Here is a 25748-nt window from a genome sequence, read left to right on the forward strand (position 1 = left end):
ATATCATAAACCTTCCTGATTTCAAGGATAAGCCGCCAGCTGCTAGGTAATAGACGGAAAAACCGCCTTGGCAAAGTCCCGGAAAACCCGCAGCGCACGCTCCCATCTGACTTCCAAGGCTTCCGTTATCCCATAAATATCCTTGATTTCTTCCATGGATGCACTGCCCTGGGAGGTCAGCAGCAGCATATAATGGAAGGCTGCTGCCCACGCATCCCGGGCCTCCGGCTTCTCCGCCAAAATTTCGATATAGACCGGCGTCCCGAAGGCATAAGCAACAAACTCCGACCATGTCTCCTCGGCAAAGGCCTCCAGCGGAAAACCGCTGTTCATATCGGAACGGATCACCCGTTGGAAAATTTCCTTCAAGGCCCTCGGGTAATCCTCACTGCCTGCCGGCACATCGGAGATATCCACCACATACAATTTGCCGCCGCGTTTGATTTTGATGGAGCCACTTTCCCCCCGGGCCTTCAGAATCTGCAGCGTCCGGAACTGAAGGATTGGCGGCAAGGGCTGGCTTTCTAGCCATTTGCGCAGCACATCCCGAAGCCGGGGATGCTGCAGATATCGGAGCTGCTCTAAGGCTAGCACTTGCTTGTCCCAGGAATCCGGCCGCTCGAATACCGCCAAGAGCTTCTCCACATACTCCGGCTCACGTTCCGCCTTTTCCTTCATATGTATGTAAAACAATTCATCCTCCGTCAGATCCTGCTCCTGGCCCTCCGGAGGCGGGGGCATATGCAATTCCGGGATCATCGTCTGCATCCACTCCAGAAGCGACTGCCATTCGTCCCTGGCCTTCAGGTCCGAGGTGTCGCAGCTTAAGAGAAACTGCAGCATCTCCATGGTTTCCCGGTACCGCTCAAACTCCAGCAGCCGGGTTAATTCCTGCTGGTAATAGCCTATGGTTTGCGGAAGCAAATAAATTTTTTCCTGATTGTTGGCGGCCATAGGCAACCCTCCTCCAAAAGCATTCTTCTATGTAACAAGTCTCATTGATTTTACCCTTCTGGAGAGTCATTATAACAATTTCTTCCGCAACCTGGTAGGCGAAGCGTTTCCAGTCTTTTTGCCGTACAGGAAATTCTCCTTATTTTTTCTAATGAAACCGTTGCACTTTCCCCCATGTATATGCTATTATAACAACTGTTCCCCTTTTCATGCGGGTGTAGTTCAATGGCAGAACGCCAGCTTCCCAAGCTTGAGGCGAGGGTTCGATTCCCTTCACCCGCTTACCGAAAAAGCCTTGTATATCAAGGCTTTTTTCTTTTTATAGATTTCTACTTTTGGGGGCAAAATAACGAACGCAAAAAAGCCCTCGCCAGCCACAAGCCAGCGGGGGCTAATGCCAAGGAAACTGTTCCTGGCCTCACAACAACCTCCTTCTGCGGGGGTTGTTGTTTTATTATTCGGTTACCTCATATTCATTTACTTCAAAAGTAAGGATCTTATCGAAGATGATGTAGTCCTTTCGGTTCTTGAAAGGACCTTTGTTGTTGTCGTGCTTATCGATGGCATAGCTGCCGGGACCTCTCCCGGAGTCACGCTGATCATACCAGTTCAAAAAAGATTGAATTTCGTTCATGGGTAAGTCGTATTCTTTTTCAATTCCGTTTACTAATGTAATGGTTAGAATTTCCTGATTCCCGATCCCTGGTGTTGGATTAGGTGTAACTGTTGGAGTGGGGGTTATTGTTGGCGTAGGCGTCGGTGTTGCTATCGGTGCAAATCCGATACATAGCTGTTTGCCTATTGTTCCCCTCTGAATGTTGTGATAGGTTGATAGTGTCTGGCCTGAGAACGTATCTATTATTCAGGAGGAAACAATGAGAGGGAAAATCGAACATCCACGAATTCATGTCGAGGCATTATCGGATGAACTGATACCGTTTTTGGAGCTTGAGGATGAGCTTCACGACCGCCTCATTGAAAATAGAACCATAGAAAATCTGGAAGCCGACAAGCGTTCCTTTGACCGGATGGTGTTTCGAAATGTGACGGTCACCAGCTCAGCCTTGGAACAAGCCGAATTCACGGATATCATCTTCGAGAATTGCGACTTCTCTAATGTAAATTTCTCGGGTTCCCTTGTCCATCGGACGGAATTCAGGAAATGTAAGATAATCGGTGCCGATTTCTCTAGCAGCATCCTGCAAAACGTCGAATTAACAGACTGTATAGGAGATTACATTAATTTCCGCTATGCAAAATTCAAGCATGTCCGGTTTGAGGACTGCTCACTGATTGGCTCGGACTTCTACGCTGCCGCTTTACATCATTTTTTTCTTATTCAATGCAATATTAACCAGATTGTTCTGGCAGGGACAAAGCTTAAGGGGATCGACCTGAGCCAATGCCAATTTCATTCGCTGACCGTCAATCTGGAGGATCTGGAGGGTTGCACGATTGCCGCCGATCAAGCCCCCGCCTTCGCCAAGCTGCTGGGGTTGAATATCATATAGCTGTCTTTTATGGGGCAGGAAATCATTCCCTATTTGTCGAATACAGGAGTGAATACAACATAACCGGGGAGTGATTGGAATGGCAGGATTATTGGGTGGGTTATTGGGCAATTTTTCAGAGGTTTCGATTGAGGATCTGAAGAAGCAATACGGCATGTATCTGATGGAGAACGAAGAAATCCGAACGGGCTTTAAGCTGGTCAGAGACTCGTTTCTCATGACGGATGAGCGGATCATTCTGGTGGACCATCAGGGGGTGACAGGCAAAAAAACCCGGGTGGCTTCCATTGAGCTGAATTCCATCTTCGAAGTGACCATGGAAACGGCGGGAACAGGATTTGACGACAGCGAGCTGACCATCCATTACATCACATCGCCCTATTACAAAGCCAATGATGCCAAAACTGCCGCTTACAAATTCGAATTCGGCAAGAAGTTTAACCTGCAGCCCATTTATGTCGCATTGGTCACCATCGCCTCCCAGAACAAAAAGAAGCTGAACGGATAAAGGCTGCAACAGAAGTGGCAGGCGTGAGCAGCCGGGGGCTCTCGCGCCTGACCGAAGTGGGGTTACCGGTGCGTGGAGGCTTCGAGGAAACGGCCGTTTCATTGCTTCATATAATATTTGCTTTTCAGGAAAATCTCAAGGGCTTGGGTCCTGCCTTTGACGCCCATCTTTTCATACATCTTGCGGATCCAGTTGTCCACGGAACGTTTGCTCATATGGATCTGTTCGGCGATTTGCTCGATGGTATATCCGCTTAGAATGTATCGCATCAGAGCCACTTCATTATTGCTCAGCTCCACATCCACCACTTCCTCCTGGCCCAGCAGCCCAGCCTGCCAATCGGATGCCCGGGGAATTACGGCGAATCCGTCAAGCACACTGGACACGGCATGAACGATGGTGTGCTGGGAATTTTCCTTGGACAGGATTCCATCAACCTTCGCCATGAGCAATTGGGGAACCATCGAAGACACATCAATGGAGCTGAAAATTACCACTTTCACGGAAGGCCAGCACGTGGATACCCGCTCGGCTACATCTCTTCCCGTCATGTCGGGCAGCTTATAATCCAATAAGATCAGATCCGGTTGTGATGCAGCGATGATCTCCAGACCCTGTTCTCCGTTTCGGGCTAAAGCATCCACCTTCACATCCAGCTCCTGCTCCAGCAGCTCTTTAGTGGCGTGCGCCATAAGCGGATGATCATCGATTATCACGACGCTATGCATCACAATCTCTCCTCTCTTTGCACAATCATGCAATGCCATGCAACTATTTTGCGTACTTTCGCCATAACTATATCATAAATTTTGGAATCCACGATATAACAGAATTCGATATGGAATTCTGTTATTGACAAATTTATCAACATATGATAAACACCACCTAAAATGTGCACGGAGCCATTTCAGGTGGTGTTTTCGATTGCATGTTTAACCTTCGCATATCCGGCACGGGAGCAGACAACCTTTTTGGTGGAGCCGGCGAAGCAAAAGAGCTGGCTGTATCCATCTTTTTCAAAATGGCTGAAATGGTTGATGTTAACCATTACGCCGCTGTCCACGCGGATAAAACCAAATGGGGCAAACAGAATTTCTAATGATTCAAGCGAACCCGTAATCTTGGATATATATTCCTCTTTGGCGGTTTGCATAATAATTTTGGGGACCTTCTTTTGATAAGCCAAAGATATGTATTGCACCTTGTTCAACGAGATAACAGCGTCCAAGTGTGTCAGCGTTGTGCAGGGAATATTCAGATCCAACATAAGCGGCTATTTCTTTCCTGCCTTCGGGGGTATGGGTTTGTCACCAAGAGGATATTTTTCCGTAATCGTAAAAATGGACGCTAGCACACTCAGCACTAAGGATGCATACTTGGCAACCGCTCTCCTCATGCATCTTCACCTCCTTTGTGGAAATAATGTCAAGCATTGCGCCGCAAAGCCCAAAAAAAGGGGAGGATATAGTAGGATCATGTTAAGTGTCATCATCATCCCGAACATCATTTTCACCGGAATAGATGCGCTGGAGCGGAGGAATAAAACAACAATGAAAAGCGGGGTGAGGATGATCATCCACAGGGGGCTTATAGGAATAGCGGAGACTGCGAAGACAAACAGGGATGTAGCCAGAGTGCATAAAGTCATAGATTTGAGGTGGCAGCCCTTCAGCATAATTCTGCAAATAACGAATGTAGCCAGCATTACAGCGGTGGAAAATAAGGAATCCGTCGTATAGCCAAGCAGCAGGATAAAGCCCGTTGTCAGCAGGTTATTAAGCAGGATGCTGAGGGTCGGACTCATTCTTTCCAGGTCATCGGTTTCCTCCGGGTTGGACCGTTTGATCCAACCCGCAGTTTTGAAGGCCACATAATCAATGGGGTCCGTCATATGGCATCCTGCTTCCGGGCAATGTACAGCAAAAACAGCAAGGCAATAAACTCAAGCACCATGATGGCATTGATTCCGAAGGTACCATAATTGATGGCCACATACACGGTAAAAAAGATACATACCACCGCTACGCAGCTGATGATCAGATTCATTTTCTCCTTGGGCGTAAATCTTCTTTTGCTGTCGTGGGGCGGGACGGACACAAAGGAAAAGCCCAGATTGAACTTGTACAGCAGAAAAGCCAACAGCGCGGCAAGCACCTGAACGGATATCTGCATGAAATATACGCCAGCAGACGTAGGGGTGGAAAAATCAAGCTCAATGTGGAACAGGGCAAACAGGTTATAGGTGATGTAAGCGATCTCGGAATAAAGGAATGAGCCGATCACCGATAACGTCAGGGCATAGTAAAAATTGACCTTCAGCAGAACCCTCATCAATACCAAAATAATGATGTTCTGCAGGATCAGGTCCACCTCAGGCACTCCGAATACAATTCTCGACAGATAGGATTCCAGCGAACACAAAAACGCAATAATCAGGGTTTCCCGGGCATACTGCCGCAGCGGCCACCGGAACACCTTAAAAATCAGCGTCATTAAAAGAAAAATATCCACAGTACCCAAAAGCAAATAAATGATCACATTCATAATATTGTCGTCACCTGTCGTCACCTTATGATGTATTTTATGACCAGATATTTCGACATATAGAAAGGAAACTCCTGCTTGTTTTTTGCCAAAACAACAAAAAAGCCCGCTGTCCCCTGCTGGGAGACACCGGAGCCTTTTTATGAACGATAATTACTTCACTTGAACCTTGCCTTCAGCGCCGTTCAGCGCTTCGATCTTTCTGTGGGAGTCGCAGGTTGCCAGGCCATCCAGGACAATGCTGTCCGAACGGTTGCCGGTAGCAACCAGAAAGCGGTCATCAGACTCGGAGCCGCAGCCGCTCATCCGGGTAATGCGGACATCGTTACATTGGTGCAGCTTAACCATCGGGCCTTCCTTGACTTGGATGTCCACATCAGTCAGAGCCAGGTTGGTGGCATTGGTGCATTCCACGCCTCTGTCGGCAATAGCCTTGTAGCGGGTCAGAGTCAGACCCTCCATCGGCACTTCCACCAGTCCCTTGATCAGGAACGCTACTTCTGCGCCGGTGCAGACGATGTCTTCCATATGCAGATTGCGGAAAACCGGAGTTTCATCCGTAATCGGATGTTTGTCCTCGGACAGGGTGCCGGAGCCTTCCTTGCCTTCATAGAACATGGAGAAGGAGATGGCTTCGCCGTCGATGTTGATCATCCGGATGTTCTTCATCAGAATATCCTCTACTACACCGCCGCGGCCGCGGGCCGTCTTGAAGCGGATCCCGATATCGGTCCCCATAAACGTACAGTCGGAAACCTCTACGCAGCGTACCCCGCCGGACATTTCGCTGCCGACTACGAAGCCGCCGTGACCATGGTACACGATGCAGTTGCGGATAATGATATATTCGCTGGGGATGCCTCTTTCCCGGCCTTCCTTGTCCTTGCCGGACTTCATGCAGATAGCGTCGTCCCCTACGTCAAAGGTACAGTTTTCAACCAGGGCATAGCGGCAGGATTCCAGATCCAGGCCGTCGCCGTTTTGACCGTACCACGGGTTGCGGATGGTCAGATTGCGCAGTGTAACATGCTCGGAAGCCCAAGGATGCACGTTCCAGGCCGGGGAATTCTGGAAGGTAGGCCCGTCCAGCAAAAGACGCTTGCAGCGGCGCAGGCTGAGCAGATTCGGACGCAGATAATCTCTGGCCGGCTCGAATGCCTTGGGATCCTTCACACCTTCACTGATCAGACGGTCAACCAGCTTGGCGCCGTTCAACCCTTGCTCAGTCGGCCACCAGCTGTCTCCATCCACCACACCGGTTTTGGTTAGCTTATTCCATTGAAGCTCTGTAAGCTTCCACTTCTTCACATAACGCCATGCGTCACCGCCGCCGTCGAATACGCCCGGTCCGGTAATCGCGATATCCTCCAGCCCTTCCCCGTCCAAAGGCGAGGTGCAGCGCACTGTTTCCCAGCCCTCGTAAGTGGAGAGAATCAGCGGATAGTCGTCAAAATTAGTGCTGAACATGACGGTTGCACCGGCCTGGGCATGAAGCTCCAGCCGGCTGGCCAAAATGATGGGGCCAGTCAGCCACAAGCCTGCAGGGATAATGACCTTACCGCCTCCGGCTTCCGTACAAGCGGCAATCGCTTTGCGGAAAGCCTCGGTGTTGTTAGTCACTCCGTCTCCAACCGCACCAAAATCAGTAATAGTAAAGCTGTTGGACGGTATATTCGGCAATTCGATTTCCGGCATAGTCCAGTTTCGTGTATTCGTTTCCTTAGTTATGTTCGTCATTTCCTTCACCTCGCCAATATCTTATCATATAATTATAAATTTTCGTTGATTTTTGTTGACTAATTCATTAAAAGTTATACTTTCTTGATCTCGCATCCTAAAAACTGCATTCTCATGCTGCCGTTGACACTTAAGGCTTAGCATGTCCACCGTCTCTGCGCTTAAGTCCGGTTCCCGCGACAAAATCCGGCTTGGGTGGTAAGATGACCCTACCCGGGTATACTGAGTGGACAGAGTATACATGATTACTGCGGACAGGAGAAGCTGCTATGGCACCCGTTATTATTGTAGAAGGAAAAAACGACAAGAGCCGTCTCAGGCGGCTTTTGAATGACGAGGTGCTCATTCTGTGCACCTTCGGAACCCCCAGCTCCGAGAAGCTGGCCGAGCTGTGCAAACGCGCCGCGGGCCGGGAGGTTTACATCTTCACGGATAACGACAGCTCCGGCAAGAAAATCCGCTGGCTGGTCAACGAGGAGTTCCCCGATGCGGTGCAGATTTATACACGGAGGGGATACGCCGGAGTGGAGGGCTCCCCGGACGAATATCTGATCCAGCAATTAGAAAAGGCGGGGCTGGAGGACTACATCCTTTACCCGCCTGCAGAGCCTCTTTAAGGGATAAAACGGAGGCAGTAGATCACGATGGTGACAGTAATGATGCTGAATACGGTGGAAGCAAAAACCGCCTGTCCGGCAAATTCCGGTTCATTGTCGAATTCTACGGAGAGCAGGACACTGGACAGGGAAGTAGGTACGGCACAGGACAAAACCAGCGCCTGAGCCAGAAGCCCCTCCAGCCCCATGGCCATGACAATGCCAAAACCGATCAGCGGACCGGCAATCAGCCGCAGGGCGTTGGAAATCAGCACATCCCACAACTGGTCGATTCTCCAGTGCATTTGGGCCAGTTGAACCCCCAGCGTCAAGAGAGATAAAGCCACATAACCATTGGAGATATACGTAATGGGCTCATATATCGGCTTGGGTACCGGAATCTGAAACCCGTTCATAATTAAGGCTACAGGAATGACATAGATGGCGGGCATGCCCAGAATGGTTTTCATAATTTCTCGGGTATTGCTTTTATGGGCATTCACAGCGTAAACACCATAGGTATGCGGCAGCACACTCTGAAACACCATAACGATCAATTGAACCGACATGGTAAAGGGATTGCCGGCGAATACCAACTGGTTCAAGGGAATAGCGTAATTGGCACTATTGTAAAAAAGCACGCTGTTGCGCATAGCACTTCTCATTCCGCCGCTTAAACCCCTGAGCCGGGCGACGCCGTCCACGATGGCATACAGCACCAGGAGGAAGAAGATGATGAAGCCCACAATCTGGAGTAGGATACCTGCAGACAGCCGGGATTCATACAGCATCTTGAACAGCATAACCGGAGTGAACAGGTAAAAAATCAGCTTCGAGAAGGTGCGGATATCCAGTTTAAATTTACGTTCCATCAACGCGCCGAGGCTGATCATCAAACATAAGGGAATCACGTTATGCGATAAAATATGCCACAAAAACATGGGGTAACAACCTTTCTGCCTTCAAGCAAGGGAGGATTTCCTATTAAAAATACACCAAACGGACTCGATCCGTCCATGTCTTTTCATAAATAAAGGAGGGAATCCCTTAAACGGGTCCCTCCTTATTCGCGTTTATTTGGCTGCGGTATCTATCACCATAATGATAAAGAGAATGGTCAAATAATTAATCGAGTACACGAATACTCCTTTGGACCATTGGATATCGTCCTTGGCCCTAAAGCCGCGGGCGCATAATACCACCCAACCCAATCCCAGGATCAGGGAAGAAACCAGGTAGATCAGCCCCACATAATCGTACGTATAAAGAAGTAGCGAAACCGGCACCAGCGGGATGACATACCGCATCATGCTGATTTTGGTCCGGCGGTTCCCCTTCACTACCGGCAGCAGCGGATAACCGGCGGCGCGGTATTCCTCTTTTCTGCGAATGCCCAACGCCCAGAAGTGGGGGGGCTGCCAGAGAAGCAGGATCAGGAACAGGATCAGTGCGCCTTCATCAATTACGCCCATTACAGCAGTGTACCCGATAACCGGTGGCACCGCACCGGAGATAGCGCCGACGGCGGTGCTCCAGACCGAGGTGCGCTTCAGCCAGGCGGTATACACCCACACATAAACGAAAAACCCCAGAAAACCCAACCAGGCAGTCAATGGATTCACCAAAAAGCCCAAAATATTCAACCCGGCCACAGCCAAAACGATGCCGTATACCAGAACCACCTTCGGCATCATAACACCGGCGGGAAGCCCTCTGTCCTTGGTACGCTCCATCTTGGCATCCATGTCCCGGTCCAGATAATTATTCAGCACACATCCGGCTGCCATAACCAAAGCGGTTCCCACTAAGGTCCACAGCATCAACAGCCAGTCTACCTCCAGCTTGGATGCAATCCAGAAGCCCCCGAAGGTGGTAATCAAATTCGACATCAGAATGCCTGGTTTGGTAACTTGTACGAAATCCCGCCAGCTTAGCTTGCGCGCCGCAGTACCGCCGGCAGTGGAAGCCTCTGCTGTTGCGGAGTCATAGCGGTCTTGCTTCTCTATCGCAGCTTGTTCCACGAAGCAACTTCCTCCCTTATGTCTTTCATTATAATGATTATAATAGCAATGCTCCGACCCTTTGACAACTAAACGGACCAACCAAGTCCAGGCAATTGTCCAGGCATAGGTCCAGTTCTGCTCTTTTTTTCAAGTTTCCTTCATTTCGGGTTTGTCCCCCATGAATGTTCAGACCGGGCATCTGCATAGATTGAACAAGAGGCTGGTTTTTTGCGGCGGAAGGAGTGACGGCATGGCAGTTATCAAAACAAACTCGGAGCAGACCAAGCTTCTGGCCAGACTCATGCGTGCGGAGGCCGAGGGCGAAGGCGAGCTGGGAATGCTGATGGTGGGCAATGTAGGTGTCAACCGGGTTCTGGCCAATTGCCTGGATTTCAAGAACATCCGGGATTTGCAGCAGATGGTTTTCCAGCGTCCGGGCGGGTTTGAGGCAACGGTCAAGGGATACTTTTACCAGAAGGCCCGTGACCGGGACATCCGGCTGGCCGAGCGGGTGATCAGAGGGGAGCAGCAGCATCCGGCCTCCAATTCGCTATGGTTCTTCAGGCCTTCCGGAGGCTGTCCCGCCCAGTGGTATAATCAGCCGAACACTGGCAGGTACAAAGCCCATTGTTTCTTTTCCCCAACAGCTGAGAACTGCCCGGCGGTTTACAGGTAGCTGCAGTTATTCACACTTTTATCCATTAAAGGAGGTTTGTAAGTACAATGATGAACTATCCTTACGGCAAGCCCACCCCTTATCCGTATCCGGGTGCCATGCAGGCCCAAGCGGCAGCGACTCCCCCGTTGTACCCCGCTTCCGGCTCCGTAATCCCCGGTGCACCCACAGCAGCCGCACCAGGCAGCCTTGTTCCCGGACAACTGCCGCTTGAGCAATCCTACATTGAGAATATCCTGCGGCTGAATCTTGGTAAAGTGGCAACCTTGTACATGACCTACGAAAACAACCGGGAATGGAATGCCAAGATCTTCAAGGGCAAGCTGGAAGCCGCCGGCCGGGACCACATCATCATCAGTGACCCGCAAACCGGTATGCGTTTTCTGTTGTTGATGGTGAATCTGGATTATATCACCTTCGATGAGCCGCTGAACTACTATTATCCGCTTCAGCCTGGCCAATCCCAGGCTCCGGCACAGCCGCGGTAAGCATATCGAAACATCAGAATATCAGAAAAAATAACGGGCTTCCGGAAATCCGGTGGGCCCGTTTTTGCTTATTCCTTTATAATGAGGCCGAAGAGCGGAGCCAATAATCCCGCTTGGGAGGCATCAATCACACAGCCCCTCAGATCCTCAGGCTCAGCCGATAAGGACAGGAAATCGCAGTTGCTCAGGTCAATGCCCGAAAGGCTTGTTCCCGACAGAACCGTCTGTTCAAGCTTCATTCCCTCCAGTTGGGTATGCTGCCACGAGGAATGGTAACAGTCCGCATGAGCCATGGAGCTGTTCTTGAGCTGCACATGCCGCCAGTCATTAAAACGGAGAACGGTATAGCCCATATTGCACTCCTCTATCGTCACATCCCGCCAAACCGAATCGGTAAAATTGGTGCCCAACAGCTTGCAATTGCGGAAGGACACACGGTGAAGCGCCCCCTCCTGAAAGTTCGTATTAGATAAATCGCAGTTTTCAAACACTACGTCCAGGAACTCGGTATTTTGCAAGGCCGCTCCGCTGAAGGACACATTGCGGAACAGGACGCCGTCAAACCTTACCTTGCGGGCCTGCCAGTGTCTCAGCTCCATATCCGCAAATTCAGCCGTCTCCACCAGCTGTCCATCCTCCGGCTCAGGGAAACCCTCATCCGCTTTGGTGAGCACTGACGGCAGCGTCGGAGCCGACGGACCGGGAATCTTCTTTTTGGTTGCCACTTTGTTGCCTCCTTGTCTCCTTTGAGGAAAAAAGGACACCCTTGGGCGTCCTGATAATACGTATGTATGTTCTACACTCTTCTAAAATCATTGTAGCAAAATGGGGCGGGTTTGAAAAGATATCCTTAGCTGCCCAGAAAAGCAATCAGCAGGATGCCCGAAAGGACAATAGCCGAGGCGGTTAGTCGTCTGGCTGGAAAACTCTCCTTCAACAACACCAATCCAAGCACTGTACCAAACACAATGCCGATCTCCCGCAAAGGGGCCAGCGAAGCCACTTCAGCTTCACGGATGGCGAAGAGAAACAGCAGATAGGAGCCCGGGGAGAGGATCGCTCCCGAAAGAATCCTGCCCCATCCGGAGGTTAAAATTGGCAGCATCCGCCGACCTTGTCTGATTACCGCCGGTGTCAGCCCCAGCACAAAGCCGATATTCGTCACCTCCAGGATCGCCAGCGGCGAAAGATGCTGCAAATTCCATTTATCCACCAGGGTGTAGCAGGTGATGGTGACGCCCACCCCCAAAGCCATAACCACAGGTTGTGTCCATTTGGGAGAGGCCCCGGCGTTTTCCGGTCCCTGGGATGCATCAGGAGGGCGGCTGCCTTTTCCCATCACGGCAAAACCCGCCAGCATCAGCACAATTCCCGCCCATCCCCACAGGGTGAGGCGCTCCCCCAAGAAACAAACCCCCGCCAGCGGAATCAGCAGGGTGGGGGTTCCCCGCATCACCGGGTACACCTGGGAAAGGTCCCCCCGCCTGTAGGTATGCGATAACAGCCAGGCATAAAAGGCCTGCAAAGCTGCGGAGCAGACAAGCATCCCCAGTGCTGCGGGAGAGAGGACTGCCCGGCTCATCTCACCTGCCAGGAGGGGCAGTAAGAGGATGGTGGACGGCATAAAAATACACCATAAATAAACAGCCTTATCCGTACTGCTTTTGGTGAGCAAATTCCACACCGCATGGGCCAGTCCGGAGCATATTACCAGGATTAGGGAGAATGACACGGAGATCCACATCCTTTTATTCGCATTGTTTTCAACTAAACACAACTACACACCATTAAATACATACAAACACACATTTTACTCCAAAAAAACCTGACCGACGGCATACCGACGCCGATCAAGCCGCAACCCTCATTCATGCGCAGACTGTTATCTGCAGATTACTTCGATCCCCTTGCTCTTGAAAGACTCCGCGAACTCCGGCTCAACAGCGGAATCCGTAATCAGGCATTCCACCTCATCCGCTCCGCAAACCTTCAACAGAGACACGGCGCCGAGCTTGCTGCTGTCAGCCAGGGCAATGGTCCGTTTGGCGTTTTGCAGCATCACCTTCTTCACCTGCACCTCGCCGATGCCGTAGTCCGTCAATCCCTCCTCCAGGGTGGCCCCGCTGATGCTCATGAAGAACAGATCCGCATGAAACATGGCGGTAAACTGCTCCGCCAGCTCGCCGATCATGCTTTGCTCCTCATTGTGGAGCACGCCGCCGGGAAGAATAATCCGGTACCCTGGCACATCCGACAGCTCCTGGGCAATGGCCAGGGAGTTGGTAATCACCGTAAGCCGGGTGATCTGGTTCTTCAGCAGCCGGGCCAAATGGTGATTGGTCGTGCTGGCATCCATGGCAATGGACATCCCCTCGTTTACGAAACGGGCGGCAATGCGGGCTACCTCCCGCTTTTCCTCCACATACGCCCCTTCGCGCATGTTGAGCGGCAGCTCCTTGGTGTAATCCAGCCGGGACAGGACCGCTCCTCCATGCACCCGTCGCAGGCGGCCCGCCTTCTCCAGATGCTCCAGATCCCGGCGGACCGTCTCGAAGGAAACGTTGAACCGCTCCATCAATTCGGAGGCTTTAATGGCCTTCTCCTCTTGAAGCCTCTCCAGAATCGCCTGATGCCGCTGCTGGGCAAACATATCCATTCCCCTTTCCGTGTGCTGGTAATGTCCATATTCTACCACAGCGCAGCCTGGGCGATCGACATGGATAGCTCAATTGCTCCCTTTTCAAGCACCTGCTTCCGCATGAGACAGTCTGAAGAGGCTCAGCCTGTTGGATGGGCTATCCGGGGGGCTATCCGGGGAGATGCCCGGAGGGCTGTCAGAGCAGATGCCCGGGGGGCTGTCAGAGCAGATGTCCGGGGGGCTGTCAGAGCAGATGCCCGGGGGGCTGCCCGGGGTTTATCCTGCAAAAGTGCAGTTATTTCTCACTACAGTGCCACATTTGCTCTCCTATCCTGCAAAAGTGCATCTATTTTGGGCTGAAACCTTCAGACGGGTACAATCCGCAGGAAATACATGCACTTTTGCATTTGGGCTCCCCCGTGAAGCGGATAACCGACAAAATAAATGCACTTTTGCATTATGAATGCATAGACGGGGAGGCAAATACCGGCTTTACGGTTACCTCTTTACAGTCACCTCTTTCACATTACTCTTTACGGTCACCCAAACAGAGGCGCCTCTCCGTTCCAGGTCAGCACCATCCGGCCAAGGGGCGACTCCTCCACCGTAAGCCGGCCGTCTTCCCCAAGCTCTGCCCGGATCATTCCCTCCGGCAGACACACGGCCCGGCCTGCCGCTTCATCATAATGAAAGAAGTGGAGGAACACCGTTACTCCTTCGCCCTCCACCCTGCGGACAAGCGTATGCCGATTTCTCCCTGCAGGATTGCCGGGCGTAATGGCACTGAGCAGAGCCGAAGGACGGGAGCACCAGCCATACTGAGTCAGCATGCCCCGGTCCGCCGCCCACACCAGAGGCCGGGCCGCCCCCCGCTCCAGGCAGAGACGGCGGGGATCCCGGAACAGAACCGGATCCAGACGGCAAAACCCTTCTTCCGTAGGCCCGCCCAGCAAATCCGGGTCCCCCTCCAGCATACCGTCCACATGCAGCAGAAAATCCGCCTGCCGGGGGTCAGGCAGCAGCACTCTTACGGCGTCCACCACCCAGTTGTCCCGGACCAGACAGGTTCTGGCCAGCTCTACCCCCTGATAGGACGGCTCATGCCACGGCCGCAGCTCTGCAGGAAGCACGATGCGGTCCTTAAACAGGTAATCCTCCCGCTTCCAGTCCACAGCCGCACAAACCCAGGAGCCCCAAGTTTCCAGACCAAAACCCAACCGCCTGCCGTCCGCAGGGGGCTGATCCATCCCGTTCACCGCCACCGTATTATGGGAAAAGGTATGCTTAAACCAGCCGTAATGCAAGGGCATGGCATAAGGAACGGTTCCGGCATCCTCCAAAAGAGGAATGCCGCAGGCCGACAGGGATATATTCAGCTGGTCCATATGGTCATGCTCACCGCCGAAGGGGCCATGCTTCACCGTCAGATGCAGCCCGGCCGCTCCTGGCAGCCGGGTCAGACCCGAGCCTGCCGAGGACTGGGGCTGCTCTACCAACAGGCGCAGCTCCTCCATGGCCTCACCCGCTTCCTCCGCCAGATTCATGCCAAAGCATAGGGCAAATACCGAATCCCGCTCCACCGGCCGGTAACCCGGCAGGGAAAGCCCCGGCCCCGCCCCCTTGCGCCCGTAAGCCGTCTGCAGATAGGCCCGGTAGCGGGCGTCCCCGAACCAGGACAGCCCCAGCTCGTAATACGGCGCATACGTGCCGATATTCACCTTGCTGGTGGCGTCATGGCGGCGGAGAAAGGAGCCGTCCGGCTGGATAAACCGCAAGGGAAAGTCCAGCATCCGGCGGATAGGCTCCAGCCTCCGGACAGCCCACGGCGTATTCTCCACCGCCCAGCCATATTGGAGAATGGGATGCAGAGCGTAGAAGTGGTAATGGACCACCCCTTCATACCACAGGCCATCCTCCAGAACTCCCCGCCGAAGCTGGTCCAACAGCCCGTATTCCCCCTCCAGTCCCGCACGGTGAAGCTCCTCATCTCCCAACAAAAAGCCCAGCAGGGAAATAGCGGAGGTAATCAGCACCGCATGATTATGGATCTGGGCTTCCTTGCGGGCAATGAGGAAATCCGCACATGGCTGCAAAAGTCCCCGGCAGATAGCCTCCTCCTCACCTGCCTCAAACGAGCTGCGGACCATCTGAAACGCCAGCCCCAGCTCCAATATCCAGTGGGCTTCATCCAGAGTCTGGGCAAACAGCTTGCCCGGACCGTTGTAAGGAATATCCCCGTGGATCTCCCAGCCCGCATAATACCGGGCATAATCCAGCAGGATATCCCGCACCCGCCGGATATAATCTTCCCGGCTGTCCAATCTGCCGCACAAGGCCATGTGGAAGGCCCCGATACCCAGAGAATGATGGGCCAGCCCGATCCAGCAGGCATCGTAGCGCTGTCCCGTGTACACCCGGCCGCATACGGTGCAGCGGTGCTCCTGGGGCCGGCTCCAGTCAAAGGCCAGCCTGGCCGCATCCTCCCGGCAGTGGTAATAGTGGCCCCACTCTCCCCGGTCTCCGGCAGACATGCGGAAATGAACGGCAAACGCCTCCGCGGCTTTCCCGCGCAAACGCTCCAGGGCGGGAGCGAATTCCGGCAGCCGGGCATTGACACAAGCCCTCTCCAGAAGCCCGGTATGCGTTTGTTCCCGATTCATGCTTTATCCTCCTCCCCTAAAGCGGGAAGGCTTCCCAGCTCGGGCCGATCCTGGAGAACTACCGCCGCCTTCTCCGTATGATGCAGCTCCAGCACGGTCAGCTCATTCCAGCCTTGCCGCAGAAGCGGCCCCGGCAGATACAGGGTCTCTTGCGGCCCTGCCGACCAGTACCGGCCCAGATTAAAGCCGTTCACCCAAACCACCCCCTTGGTCCAACCCGCCAGCCGGACGAAGGTGTCGCAACAGACCTCCGCGTGAAAACCTCCCCGGTAAAAGGCAGGCCGGTCCCCTTGAAGAGCCGCAGATGCGGATGCAGATTCAGCCGTCCTGTCTCCTTCTTCGCAAGCCCCAAAAGGCAGCTTCTCCACCGAATCCAGAGGAAGAGGATATATGGTCCAGCCGAACTGGAACTGGTTATTCAGCCTTACCCCTTCGGTGATCCCCTTACGGTCCATCAGCTTAGGGCCATAATTTACCCGCCCCATATTCTCCGCCAGAATCCGCAGCCTTGCCCCCTCTGGCGGCACTGTCACCGCCAGCGGCCGGGGATCCCAACGCTCCACCGTGCCGATAAACCGTTCATCCACAAACACCAGCGCCCGGTCATGCACCTCTTGCAGATGCAGCAGCTCCTCCGTGCGCGGACCCGTCAGTTGGGTTTCATACAGAATAAAGCCGTAGCCCTGACCCAGGTCCTCCATCGGCTCCGGCGCTGTCCGGAATACCGGAGCGGACAGCTGCCCGGCCACATCCAGCAAGTCCAGCCGCTCCGTCAGCTCCACCACCCCGTAAGCGCATGTAGCCGCAGGGGCAGGCATCGCCACCGGGGCCGGACCAAAGTGCTTCTCCAGCACCTGCTTCACCGCATGATACTTGGACGTATACTCCCCGCTTTCCGAAAGAGGCGCGTCATAGTCGTAGCTGGTGACAGTGGCTTCATACTTGGCGTCATAGTTGGCGCCATTATAAAATCCGAAGTTGGTCCCCCCGTGGAACATATAAAAATTCACCGATGCCCCCAGCGCAAGCATCCGGTCCAGCACCTCCGCCGTATCTCCGGCCTCCCGGGTGTGATGAGGAGTCAGCCAATGGTCGAACCAACCGTTCCAATATTCCATACATACAAGCGGGTCCTCAGGCCGGTATTGGCGGAAGGTGCGGAAGGCCTCCTCCGGCCGGGAGCCGAAGTTCACCGTCGCAAGCGTCCCCGGCAGGGTTCCCCCTTGCAGCATGCCGTTCTCCGGACCGTCCGACGTAAACAGAAGCACATCCACGCCGCGGCGGATAAGCCCCTGGCGCAGATAATCCAGATAAGCCGTGTCATTGCCGTAGCTGCCGTATTCATTCTCCACCTGCACCGCCAGCACCGGTCCGCCCCGGGTGGACAAAAGAGGCAGCAGCTCCGGGATCAGCGCGTCATAATAGGCGTCCACCTTGGACAGGTACAGAGGGTCCATACACCGCAGGCGCAGGCCGGGATAACCCAGCAGCCAGGCAGGCATTCCGCCGAATTCCCATTCGGCGCAGATATACGGGCTCGGGCGGAGGATCACATGAAGCCCCAGCTCACCGGCCAGCCGCACAAAACCCGTCACATCCGCCAGACCGCTGAAGCAGAACTGGCCTTCCTTGGGCTCATGGAGATTCCACGGAATATAGGTCTCTACCGTGTTGAAGCCGCATGCCCGGAGCTTCAGCAGCCGGTCCCGCCAATACTCCGGCACCACGCGGAAATAATGGATAGCTCCGGATATAATCCGGAGGGGCTCTCCTCCCCAAAAAAACCGGCCGTCGGCCGTTTTTAGCATATTCATAACAATCCGTTTCCTCCTGTCTTCGCACAATCAAACGATCCGATTATCCGACGATCCGACTTTCAGACGCCCCCTACTCTCCCTTGCGGTATTGGCCGGGGGTAATGCCCTCGTAGCGCTTGAACACCCGGATGAAGGTATTGCTGTTGGTGAAACCCACCTTCTCCGTAATATCGTTAATGGTTGCGTTGGTTTCCGTAAGCAGCCGCTTGGCCAGCCGCACCCGCTGGTGATTGACATAATCAATGAAGGTCTCCCCCGTCTGCTCCTTGAAGAAGCGGGACAGGTACGGGCCGTTGAGATTAAACTCCAGGGACAGGGCGCCCAGGCTCAGGTTCATGTCGGCCAGATGCTCCTCGATATATTCCAGCACCTGCTCCTTCAAGCCCGTATTGTGGCTGCGCTTCCGGGCGTCAATAAAGTCGCATACCGTCCGAAGGAACTGGTAGATCATATTCTCCATGTCGGCAAAGGTTTCCCCGCCCAGCAGCCGGCTGATCAGCTCGCTTTTTTCCTGGGCCAGCCCGTCATCATGGGGCTCCATATGCTCGGTGGCCTTCAGCATGGTGCCGATGAGCTCGAACATCAGCAGCTTGCCGGACTGAAAGGACAGAATGCCTCCGGACAGATTGGTGGAGATCAGCGTGCTCACCGCCATCATGGCCTCCTCATATTGGCCGGTTTTAATATGGTTGATGAGCTGCCGCTCCATATCCAGCGGGTAAAACAGCTCGTTTTTGGAGATGCGGATGCGCTCATAGGGAATAATCAGGCTTTGGCCGATGACGAATTTATAGGACAACGCCTCCAGGGCCTCTTCATAACATTGGGGAATGCTGGTTTGGGACGAATGGATATTGCTCACCCCGATGGTCAGCTGGATCAGGAACTTGTTCTGGATAATCTCCTGGGCCTCCTTCGCCTTGTCCAGAAGACCCGCCAGCGCCTCCGGTCCCTCCCCGTCCAAATTCACCAGAAAGGCGGCCATGCCGTCGACTTCCGCAGAATATACCGTATGCTGCTGGGCCAGCAGCTCCTCGGAGATATTGCTGACAATCAAATGGACAAACTGCAGACGGCTTTCCTCATCCATCTCCTGGTCGGGATGAAACAGCCCCTGATAGGATCCGATATGAAACAGCAGCACCGCAAAATGGCTCCCGGCAAACCGGTACCCGAAGGATTCCAGAGTTTGGGCCAGGGCTACCCCCCGCTCCACTCTGCCTTTAAGCAGCCGGGCGAGAAAATGCTTGCTCAACGCTTCATTCTGCTGCCTGATGGTCTTCTCCGCCACGTCCAGATTTTGCTGATGCTCGGACATAAACCGGTCCAGCAGGCTAAATTCATTTTTGATCTCATGAAGATTGGCCTTCACCCGGGGAGATACCGTATCCACCATCCGCCGGATGGGCAGATAGTTGCGCCGGGTCAGCCAAAAGGACAAGCAGCCGCCGATCAAGAGAGACAGCGCCATGGACACATAGATCCAGTTCTGCAGCTGGCTGACCTTGGCGGAATAAATCTTCGTGGGCACAATGGAGACATACTTCCAGTCATGCTCCTCCGAAGCTACATAAGAGATGGTGTTTTGCTTGTCTACCACCGTCCCCAGGTCGCCCTCCAGCCCCTGGAAATCCATCCCGGAAGCCGGAATTTGTTCTCCCACCCACATAACAGGGCGGCCTTGGGCGTCTACAATGGCCACACTTCCCGATTGGGCCAGTTGAATGCTGGAGATGGCCGACTTGAGGCTGTCCGTATTCAGAAGCACCACCAGGGTGGCGGGAGCCTGGTTCATTTCCTGCAGGGGCAGGGACTGGATGTAGGACAGATCCCCTGCAGCCATACTTTCCATCACGCCGGGATAATTCTTCTCCATAAGAGCCCGCCATTCCGCCTCCGTCATCTCCTTGCCGCTATAAAAATTCCGGTACAGAATATCCGCTTCCGCCATGGAGGAGGTGCTGACACCCAGCTTCGGCTGCTTCAGATAAATATAGAAGTCCATAATATCCCCGTTGGAGGCCGCGTAGGTTTGCAGCGTGGGGATCAGATCCAAGGTCTCCAGCTTAAACGCGGGGGAGCCGTAGTCCTTTTTTTCCAAATAACGGAGCACCTTGGGCTCCAGCGAAAGCTGCAGGCCCATTTTTTTCATATTCCGCACCTGGGCGTCCATGGACTGCTTCACTTGAATCAGCAGCGCCTCGTTGGAGCGGATCACCTCCGAATTGAGCAGATGCTGGGAGCGCAGGAGCACCGCCAAGGTAATCATAATGGGAATGCACAGGATCACCAGACTGGAGCCAAGCCAGAATAAGAATATGCTGCGTTTCAACCCGGTTGCCCCCTTCTGTCTCAAGCTCGGAGTATTCCATAACTTAACATGGTTCTTATCCTGATTTTATTATACTTCAACATCGACAGAATCCGATAAAAATCAGCTGCCTACTCCTTAACTGCTCCCACCATTACCCCTTTGACGAAATACTTCTGCAAAAAGGGATACACCAGCAGAATCGGCACTGTTGCTACCATAATGGTGGCATATTTGATGCTTAGCCCAATCGCCTGGGAGTCGGCCACCGACACCTCCGTCATCATGGAGTCCGTACTGTTCATCACCAGAATTTCCCGCAAAATCAGCTGGAGGGGGAACAAACTTCTGTCCCGCATAAAGAGCATGGCGTTAAACCAGGCGTTCCAGTGGGCCACTCCGTAATACAGGATCATCACGGCGATTACCGGCATGGACAGGGGGAGCACGATCTGCGCGAGAATGCGGAATTCTCCGGCTCCGTCGATCCGGGCGGATTCAATCAGACTCTCCGGCAGCGCCTCCATGGAGGTGCGCATGATGATCAGATTCCACGTGCTGATGGCAACAGGTATGGTCAGGGCCAGATAGCTGTTGCCCATATGCAGGGCGTTGTTGATGAGCAGATAGGTGGGAATCAGACCGCCGCTGAAATACATGGTAAACACAATAGCCACCATAATGTACTTGCGAAGAACAAATCTGCGGGACAGGGAATACGCCCCCAGGGTGGTGAAAAAGAGATTAATCAGGGTGCCGAAAACCAGTACAATCAGAGTGTTCATGTACCCTGTCCCGATATTAGGATTGATAAGCACCGCCTTAAAGGCGGCCCAGTTGAAGCCCAGGGGCCGGAGCAGCAGTCCGGAATGCTGGATCAGCCGGTTAGAATCGCTGATGGAGGCCACCGCTACATAATAGAAGGGATAGAGGGTGGCAATCATCAGAAGAATCATCAATATGCCGTTGACAATATCAAAAGTCCGTTCGGACGCGTTTGGTTTCATGTTGTCCTCCTGTTCGTGCGAGCTCTACCACAGCCGGTTGCCGGAGAAGCGGCGGGATATACTGTTGGCGCTGATCAAAAGCACAAAGTTGATGGCGGACTGGAACAGCCCCACGGCGGTGGTATAGCTGTAATCATTCCCTTGGGCCAGCCCCATCCGGTACACGAAGGAGGAGATGACATCCCCTGTTTCATAGGTGTTGGGGTTATAGAGCAGAATGACCTTTTCGAAGCCCACATCCATTAATCCGCCGATCCGCAAAATAAGCAGAATCATAATGGTAGGCACCAGCCCCGGCAGGGTGATGCTCCAGATCTGCCGGAACCGGCCTGCGCCGTCCACCCGCGCCGCTTCATACAGGTCCGGGTTGATGCCGGAGAGCGCCGCCAGATAAATAATGGAGGCCCAGCCTACCTCCTGCCAGACGGAGGAGGTGACGAAGATGGTGCGAAAATTGACGGGATTGTTTAAGAGCGAGCCGCTTTCCCCGCCAAAAAACTCAAGGATGGATTGGATGACACCGCCGCGGTTGGTAAAATCGATAATCAGGCCGCAGATGACTACCAGCGAAATAAAGTGGGGCAAATACGATACGGTCTGCACCAGGGATTTGAACCATTTTGCCCTGATTTCATTTAAGAGCAGAGCCAGGAGAATAGGTGCGGGAAAACCGAAGATCAGGTTATAGAAGCTGATGAGAAAGGTGTTGCGCAGCACGCGGCCAAAATAATAGCTGCCGAAGAAGTTCCGGAAATGCTCCAGCCCCACCCATTCGCTGGCCCAGATGCCTTTGGCCACACTATAATCCTTAAAGGCGATAACAGCACCATACATGGGCAGATATTTGAAGATGAAAAAATACAGTACCACGGGCAGCACCATCAGGTAGATGGCCCGGTTCTTGCTTATGTCCCTCATAAGATGTCGCATGGCTTGCATGGAAAACCACTTCCTTATCCGATGGTTCACAGGAAAAGGGGAGGGATGCCCACCCCTCCCCTGCCTGCTTTTAGCGTTTGTTGTACCGGTCCACAGCAGCCTGCTGGATTTCGATAGCGCGGTCAATGTTCATTTTCTTCAGCTGCTCCAATACCTTGGCGTAATTCTCCACCTTTTCCACACCCATAATGGTCCGGGTCAGGGCTTCGTTCAGGTAGGTGTTCACCTCAGTCATGATTTTGGCCAGTTCCTTGGACTCGTCGGTGGTCAGGCTGATAGGCGGCATCAGCACGGAATAGGCATTATTGACGTACTTGGCAAACAGCTTGACGGCATCCTTCTGCTGCTGGAGCTGGTAATACTGGTCGTTGTAGCGGTCATCGTCGATGCCGGAGAAGGAGTAGTTGGCGATAAAATATTTGGCCATGGCTTGGCCCAACGGCAGGTTGTCCGGATTCTTCAGGATCAGGTCCGTATACTTGGGCTGCCCGTTCACCATGGTGTAGGTTTGACCCTCCACCCCGAAGTTCTTCAGAAGCGATCCTTCCTTGCCATACAGATAATCCAGCGCCTTGACGGTTTCCTCCGGATGTTTGTTGGACTTGGTGATCACGGTGCCCACATTGTCATATTCCCAGGTCGCCTGGACAAATTTGGGCTCTTCCCCCTTGTTCAGCACGGGATACTGCACGCCCACCAAATTGGCCTTGGGCTGCTCCTTCTGAAGCGCCGGCAGGAGACTGCCCATGGTGCCGCCGATATAACCGAAGAAGGCGCCGGCTTTGCCTGAGGAAACCTTGGAATCCATGGTTTTGGAATCATTGGAGGCAAAGTCCGGATCAATCAGCCCCTCCTTGTACCAGCGCTGCATGGTTTCCAGATAATCCTTGAAGGCCGGCTGGTAAGGACCGAAGGCGACCTTGCCGTTGTTCATGTAGAAGCTGTTGGATACCCCGTACGCCCCGGCGAAGTCGTATTGGGCGATGGCATAGTTTTTGTTGGAGGTAAAGGGAATAGCGTTTTTCTTTTCCTTAAAAGCCTTCAGAACAGTTTCCCATTCGGCGATGGTTTCCGGGGCCTGGAGGCCCAACTCCTCCAGCCAGTCCTTGCGGAGCATCATGCCGCTGAAGGTTTTGTACTGGCCGTTTTCCCCGACTCTCAGGTGGGGCATGGTGTAGATGTCGCCGTTGTCGGATTTGATTTGTTTGGCCACCTGGGGATTCTCCTCCAGAATCTTCTTCAGGTTAGGCGCGTATTTGTCAATAAGGTCATTCAGCTTGATAATGAGGCCGTCGTTGTACATTTTGGCGGTGCTGCCCTGTACGTTGGCCCAGTTCCACAGCATGGCGTCCGGCAGGTTGTTAGAGGCGATCATCACCCCGTACTGCTGAACCACATCAGGCGTCGTGGTGCCGGAGGGATGCTGGAAGGCCCACTTGACATTGGTTTTTTTCTCCCACTCTCCCACCATAGGCAGCTCGCTCAGACTTTTGATGACAGCCAGGGCATTCGGGTTCAGCGGGGTCCAGAAGGTCAGCTTCGCCTTCTCCACAGCGGCTTGGGAGGCGCCGGGGCTTCCGGCTGCGGGAGAAGCGGTGCTTCCGCCGCCTGAGCTTCCGCAGGCTGCCGTTAAGGACAAGGTTAGAACAGAAGCGGTAATGGGTAACCAAGATTTTTTCATCCGTATTTCACTCCCCAGATTGATTGGTGCCGCTTGTTGTTTCATGTAGATCGGAACCCCTGACGCAAATCCGGAGTGTCCGGCGGCTTGATGTCCTGACTATACGATGCGGAATCCGTTTTCGTATATCGGCGATTCATTCCCGGTCCGTTTTTCTTTGCAAAGGGGAATCATCATTTTTTGCGCGGATGGCGTGCAGATGACATTGGAGACATTGCTGGGCCTTAGGGCACCGCCATGCCGGGCCTTGGACATCGTCTTTTTTTAAGTCTTCGTCAGTTGATCGCCTTTTATTGACGGCGTCGTGCGGCTGTGTTTACACTGACGTTGACAAGTGCAACCAGATACACGCACTAAAACATAAATCCACATGAGAGAAGGAAGATGCACGTGGCAAAAACGCTTCATTTCAACAAGGAAGGCCAGTTCACCATTGCCCAGTTTACGGATATCCATTGGAAGGACGGAGGCGTAAAGGATTTGCTGTCCCGGGCTCTGATGGAGCGGGTGCTGCACGACGAAAAACCGGATCTGGCGGTATTCACAGGTGATGTGATTTATACGGGCCATGTATCCGATGGAGAAGCCGTGTGCACCGACCCGGTGAAGGCACTTCTGGAGGCTGTGGAAACGGTGGAGTCCCTGGGCATTCCCTGGGCGTACACCTTCGGCAATCATGATGCGGAGCCCGAGTCTCCGGCGACCAAGGAGGATCTCTTGCAGGCCATATTGGGCACGAAGCATACGGTGACTCCCCCTGCCTCCGCCCCAGGCCCCGGCACCTATAAGCTTGAGGTGTTGGGTGCGGACAATCAGGCTGCCGCGGTTTTGTTCCTGCTGGATTCCGGCAACCGTTCCGCGCTGCCCGGTGTGCCGGGTTACGCCTGGGTCAGCCGCAGCCAGATCCGCTGGTTTGAGCAAGAGTCCCTGGCTCTGCCGCGGCGGGTCGACGGCAAGTCCGTTCCCGCCTGCGCCTTCTTCCATATCCCGCTGCCGGAGTACCGGGAGATGTGGGAGACGCAAATCTGCTATGGGCACCGCCAGGAGGCAGTCTGCTGCCCGCCGGTGAATTCAGGCCTGTTCGCCGCCATGGCGGAGCAGGGTCATGTATTGGGCGTATTCGTAGGCCACGATCACGTCAACGACTATTGGGGCGAGCTGCATGGCATCCGGCTCTGTTATGGCCGGGCCAGCGGGCACAACACCTACGGACGGGAAGGTTTCCCCCGCGGGGCCAGAATGATCCGGCTGTATGAGGGAGAGCGGCGCTTCGATACCTGGCTCAGGCTGGAGGACGGAACCCGGGTATCCGAGCAGCCCCGGCATGAACCGGCGAGGCTGGCTGACTAACTGGCAAGGATTAGGGCCAGATGGATGTATACGGACCCGGTGCAGGGAGCGGGGGTGAGGTGGTGTAGACCGCAGGCGCTTGATGCGGGGTGGTGCAGGTATAGGCAGCGGGCGCTTGATGCGGGGCGGTAAGCTGGCGGGCGGTGTAACGGAACTCTGCTACTCTTAAACGCCGAAAATCGGCTAAAAGGAATTCTTACGGAACTGAGAAGCTCCTACAAGGCTAAATCTGCTTCTATGAAGCTGAGTTTTGCCTCTAACAGTCGCTCAGTTCCGTTGCGCGGCCGTCCGCACTGATTTTCGGCCGCTAAGCGCTTCCCAGTTCCGT

The 25748-nt window shown here is 53.7% G+C and carries 24 protein-coding genes and 1 tRNA gene; 8 read left to right on the forward strand and 17 right to left on the reverse strand.

The genetic code is table 11. The features are described 5' to 3' along the window. Window positions 1-42 precede the first annotated feature (42 nt). On the reverse strand, window positions 43-954 hold the full coding sequence (locus tag ACI1P1_RS09380; protein WP_416216111.1) for a hypothetical protein: 912 nt from the start codon (window positions 952-954) through the stop codon (window positions 43-45). A gap of 211 nt (window positions 955-1165) precedes the next feature. Here ACI1P1_RS09380 and ACI1P1_RS09385 point away from each other — a divergent pair. The 4 genes from ACI1P1_RS09385 to ACI1P1_RS09400 all read left to right on the forward strand — a co-directional run bounded on the left by ACI1P1_RS09385 (window position 1166) and on the right by ACI1P1_RS09400 (window position 2973). Further along, a tRNA-Gly gene (locus ACI1P1_RS09385) sits at window positions 1166-1236 on the forward strand. 112 nt (window positions 1237-1348) lie between these two features. Beyond that, complete coding sequence (locus tag ACI1P1_RS09390; RefSeq protein WP_416216112.1) at window positions 1349-1594, forward strand: hypothetical protein; 246 nt, start codon at window positions 1349-1351, stop codon at window positions 1592-1594. 235 nt (window positions 1595-1829) lie between these two features. Beyond that, window positions 1830-2465, forward strand: a complete 636-nt coding sequence (locus ACI1P1_RS09395) for a pentapeptide repeat-containing protein (protein WP_416216113.1) — start codon at window positions 1830-1832, stop codon at window positions 2463-2465. A gap of 79 nt (window positions 2466-2544) precedes the next feature. Beyond that, window positions 2545-2973, forward strand: a complete 429-nt coding sequence (locus tag ACI1P1_RS09400; RefSeq protein ID WP_416216114.1) for a PH domain-containing protein — start codon at window positions 2545-2547, stop codon at window positions 2971-2973. A gap of 98 nt (window positions 2974-3071) precedes the next feature. Here the strand turns inward: ACI1P1_RS09400 and ACI1P1_RS09405 are convergent, their stop codons facing one another. From ACI1P1_RS09405 to ACI1P1_RS09425, 5 genes are all read right to left on the reverse strand, one after another. Continuing rightward, complete coding sequence (locus ACI1P1_RS09405) at window positions 3072-3701, reverse strand: response regulator transcription factor (protein ID WP_416216115.1); 630 nt, start codon at window positions 3699-3701, stop codon at window positions 3072-3074. Between the two features lie 179 nt (window positions 3702-3880). Next, window positions 3881-4159 carry a LytTR family transcriptional regulator DNA-binding domain-containing protein gene (locus ACI1P1_RS09410; protein ID WP_416216235.1) on the reverse strand — a complete coding sequence of 93 codons (279 nt, stop codon included), beginning with the start codon at window positions 4157-4159 and terminating at the stop codon, window positions 3881-3883. Between the two features lie 216 nt (window positions 4160-4375). Beyond that, window positions 4376-4864: an accessory gene regulator B family protein gene (locus ACI1P1_RS09415; RefSeq protein ID WP_416216116.1), complete on the reverse strand. Its 489-nt coding sequence runs from the start codon at window positions 4862-4864 to the stop codon at window positions 4376-4378. Next, entirely contained in the window at window positions 4861-5517 is a 657-nt protein-coding gene (locus tag ACI1P1_RS09420; protein ID WP_416216117.1) for a hypothetical protein, read from the reverse strand. Before ACI1P1_RS09420 ends, ACI1P1_RS09415 begins: the two co-directional genes overlap by 4 nt. 153 nt (window positions 5518-5670) lie before the next feature. Then, entirely contained in the window at window positions 5671-7254 is a 1584-nt protein-coding gene (locus ACI1P1_RS09425; RefSeq protein WP_416216118.1) for a glycoside hydrolase family 28 protein, read from the reverse strand. 269 nt (window positions 7255-7523) lie between these two features. Between ACI1P1_RS09425 and ACI1P1_RS09430 the strand changes: the two genes are divergently transcribed. Further along, window positions 7524-7871: a toprim domain-containing protein gene (locus ACI1P1_RS09430; protein ID WP_416216119.1), complete on the forward strand. Its 348-nt coding sequence runs from the start codon at window positions 7524-7526 to the stop codon at window positions 7869-7871. Here the strand turns inward: ACI1P1_RS09430 and ACI1P1_RS09435 are convergent. Beyond that, window positions 7868-8791, reverse strand: a complete 924-nt coding sequence (locus tag ACI1P1_RS09435; RefSeq protein ID WP_416216120.1) for an AEC family transporter — start codon at window positions 8789-8791, stop codon at window positions 7868-7870. The genes ACI1P1_RS09430 and ACI1P1_RS09435 overlap by 4 nt on opposite strands. Before the next feature lie 132 nt (window positions 8792-8923). Continuing rightward, on the reverse strand, window positions 8924-9871 hold the full coding sequence (gene cyoE, locus ACI1P1_RS09440) for a heme o synthase (RefSeq protein WP_416216121.1): 948 nt from the start codon (window positions 9869-9871) through the stop codon (window positions 8924-8926). A 232-nt stretch (window positions 9872-10103) separates the two neighbouring features. Here cyoE and ACI1P1_RS09445 point away from each other — a divergent pair, with 232 nt between their 5' ends. Both ACI1P1_RS09445 and gerQ read left to right on the forward strand, forming a co-directional pair. Beyond that, window positions 10104-10529, forward strand: a complete 426-nt coding sequence (locus ACI1P1_RS09445) for a cell wall hydrolase (protein ID WP_416216122.1) — start codon at window positions 10104-10106, stop codon at window positions 10527-10529. Between the two features lie 47 nt (window positions 10530-10576). Continuing rightward, on the forward strand, window positions 10577-11017 hold the full coding sequence (gerQ, locus tag ACI1P1_RS09450) for a spore coat protein GerQ (protein WP_416216123.1): 441 nt from the start codon (window positions 10577-10579) through the stop codon (window positions 11015-11017). A gap of 68 nt (window positions 11018-11085) precedes the next feature. On the opposite strand, the gene ACI1P1_RS09455 is transcribed toward gerQ, so the two are convergent. The 9 genes from ACI1P1_RS09455 to ACI1P1_RS09495 form a co-directional block, all read right to left on the reverse strand. After that, window positions 11086-11742, reverse strand: a complete 657-nt coding sequence (locus tag ACI1P1_RS09455) for a pentapeptide repeat-containing protein (RefSeq protein ID WP_416216124.1) — start codon at window positions 11740-11742, stop codon at window positions 11086-11088. 125 nt (window positions 11743-11867) lie between these two features. Beyond that, entirely contained in the window at window positions 11868-12749 is an 882-nt protein-coding gene (locus ACI1P1_RS09460) for a DMT family transporter (RefSeq protein WP_416216125.1), read from the reverse strand. Window positions 12750-12899: 150 nt separating this feature from the next. Beyond that, a complete protein-coding gene (locus ACI1P1_RS09465; RefSeq protein WP_416216126.1) occupies window positions 12900-13667 on the reverse strand; it encodes a DeoR/GlpR family DNA-binding transcription regulator in 768 nt (255 codons plus the stop codon). A 527-nt stretch (window positions 13668-14194) separates the two neighbouring features. Beyond that, the gene (locus tag ACI1P1_RS09470; RefSeq protein WP_416216127.1) at window positions 14195-16315 is read right to left on the reverse strand and encodes a heparinase II/III domain-containing protein; all 2121 of its coding nucleotides are present in this window, start codon (window positions 16313-16315) and stop codon (window positions 14195-14197) included. Then, the gene (locus ACI1P1_RS09475) at window positions 16312-18129 is read right to left on the reverse strand and encodes a glycoside hydrolase family 35 protein (protein ID WP_416216128.1); all 1818 of its coding nucleotides are present in this window, start codon (window positions 18127-18129) and stop codon (window positions 16312-16314) included. The genes ACI1P1_RS09470 and ACI1P1_RS09475 overlap by 4 nt, the downstream gene beginning before the upstream one ends. 73 nt (window positions 18130-18202) lie before the next feature. Next, window positions 18203-20464 carry a helix-turn-helix domain-containing protein gene (locus ACI1P1_RS09480; RefSeq protein ID WP_416216129.1) on the reverse strand — a complete coding sequence of 754 codons (2262 nt, stop codon included), beginning with the start codon at window positions 20462-20464 and terminating at the stop codon, window positions 18203-18205. Between the two features lie 110 nt (window positions 20465-20574). After that, entirely contained in the window at window positions 20575-21450 is an 876-nt protein-coding gene (locus ACI1P1_RS09485; protein WP_416216130.1) for a carbohydrate ABC transporter permease, read from the reverse strand. A gap of 24 nt (window positions 21451-21474) precedes the next feature. After that, entirely contained in the window at window positions 21475-22389 is a 915-nt protein-coding gene (locus ACI1P1_RS09490; protein ID WP_416216131.1) for an ABC transporter permease, read from the reverse strand. A gap of 70 nt (window positions 22390-22459) precedes the next feature. Further along, complete coding sequence (locus ACI1P1_RS09495) at window positions 22460-24070, reverse strand: type 2 periplasmic-binding domain-containing protein (RefSeq protein ID WP_416216132.1); 1611 nt, start codon at window positions 24068-24070, stop codon at window positions 22460-22462. A 390-nt stretch (window positions 24071-24460) separates the two neighbouring features. Here ACI1P1_RS09495 and ACI1P1_RS09500 point away from each other — a divergent pair, with 390 nt between their 5' ends. After that, window positions 24461-25420 carry a metallophosphoesterase family protein gene (locus ACI1P1_RS09500; RefSeq protein WP_416216133.1) on the forward strand — a complete coding sequence of 320 codons (960 nt, stop codon included), beginning with the start codon at window positions 24461-24463 and terminating at the stop codon, window positions 25418-25420. Window positions 25421-25748 lie beyond the last annotated feature (328 nt).

Origin of the sequence: Paenibacillus mesotrionivorans (assembly GCF_046098205.1) — a bacterium.
In the GTDB taxonomy this organism is placed as follows: Bacteria; Bacillota; Bacilli; order Paenibacillales; family NBRC-103111; genus Paenibacillus_AR; species Paenibacillus_AR mesotrionivorans.

Coding starts and splice junctions, on each gene's coding strand:
- ACI1P1_RS09420 (WP_416216117.1), bottom strand. CDS start 5,517: ATGAATGTGATCATTTATTTGCTTTTGGGTACTGTGGATATTTTTCTT.
- ACI1P1_RS09445 (WP_416216122.1), top strand. CDS start 10,104: ATGGCAGTTATCAAAACAAACTCGGAGCAGACCAAGCTTCTGGCCAGA.
- ACI1P1_RS09400 (WP_416216114.1), top strand. CDS start 2,545: ATGGCAGGATTATTGGGTGGGTTATTGGGCAATTTTTCAGAGGTTTCG.
- ACI1P1_RS09470 (WP_416216127.1), bottom strand. CDS start 16,315: ATGAATCGGGAACAAACGCATACCGGGCTTCTGGAGAGGGCTTGTGTC.
- ACI1P1_RS09425 (WP_416216118.1), bottom strand. CDS start 7,254: ATGACGAACATAACTAAGGAAACGAATACACGAAACTGGACTATGCCG.
- ACI1P1_RS09485 (WP_416216130.1), bottom strand. CDS start 21,450: ATGAAACCAAACGCGTCCGAACGGACTTTTGATATTGTCAACGGCATA.
- ACI1P1_RS09465 (WP_416216126.1), bottom strand. CDS start 13,667: ATGTTTGCCCAGCAGCGGCATCAGGCGATTCTGGAGAGGCTTCAAGAG.
- ACI1P1_RS09475 (WP_416216128.1), bottom strand. CDS start 18,129: ATGAATATGCTAAAAACGGCCGACGGCCGGTTTTTTTGGGGAGGAGAG.
- ACI1P1_RS09395 (WP_416216113.1), top strand. CDS start 1,830: ATGAGAGGGAAAATCGAACATCCACGAATTCATGTCGAGGCATTATCG.
- ACI1P1_RS09490 (WP_416216131.1), bottom strand. CDS start 22,389: ATGCAAGCCATGCGACATCTTATGAGGGACATAAGCAAGAACCGGGCC.
- ACI1P1_RS09390 (WP_416216112.1), top strand. CDS start 1,349: ATGCCAAGGAAACTGTTCCTGGCCTCACAACAACCTCCTTCTGCGGGG.
- ACI1P1_RS09405 (WP_416216115.1), bottom strand. CDS start 3,701: ATGCATAGCGTCGTGATAATCGATGATCATCCGCTTATGGCGCACGCC.
- ACI1P1_RS09380 (WP_416216111.1), bottom strand. CDS start 954: ATGGCCGCCAACAATCAGGAAAAAATTTATTTGCTTCCGCAAACCATA.
- ACI1P1_RS09430 (WP_416216119.1), top strand. CDS start 7,524: ATGGCACCCGTTATTATTGTAGAAGGAAAAAACGACAAGAGCCGTCTC.
- ACI1P1_RS09435 (WP_416216120.1), bottom strand. CDS start 8,791: ATGTTTTTGTGGCATATTTTATCGCATAACGTGATTCCCTTATGTTTG.
- ACI1P1_RS09495 (WP_416216132.1), bottom strand. CDS start 24,070: ATGAAAAAATCTTGGTTACCCATTACCGCTTCTGTTCTAACCTTGTCC.
- gerQ (WP_416216123.1), top strand. CDS start 10,577: ATGATGAACTATCCTTACGGCAAGCCCACCCCTTATCCGTATCCGGGT.
- ACI1P1_RS09415 (WP_416216116.1), bottom strand. CDS start 4,864: ATGACGGACCCCATTGATTATGTGGCCTTCAAAACTGCGGGTTGGATC.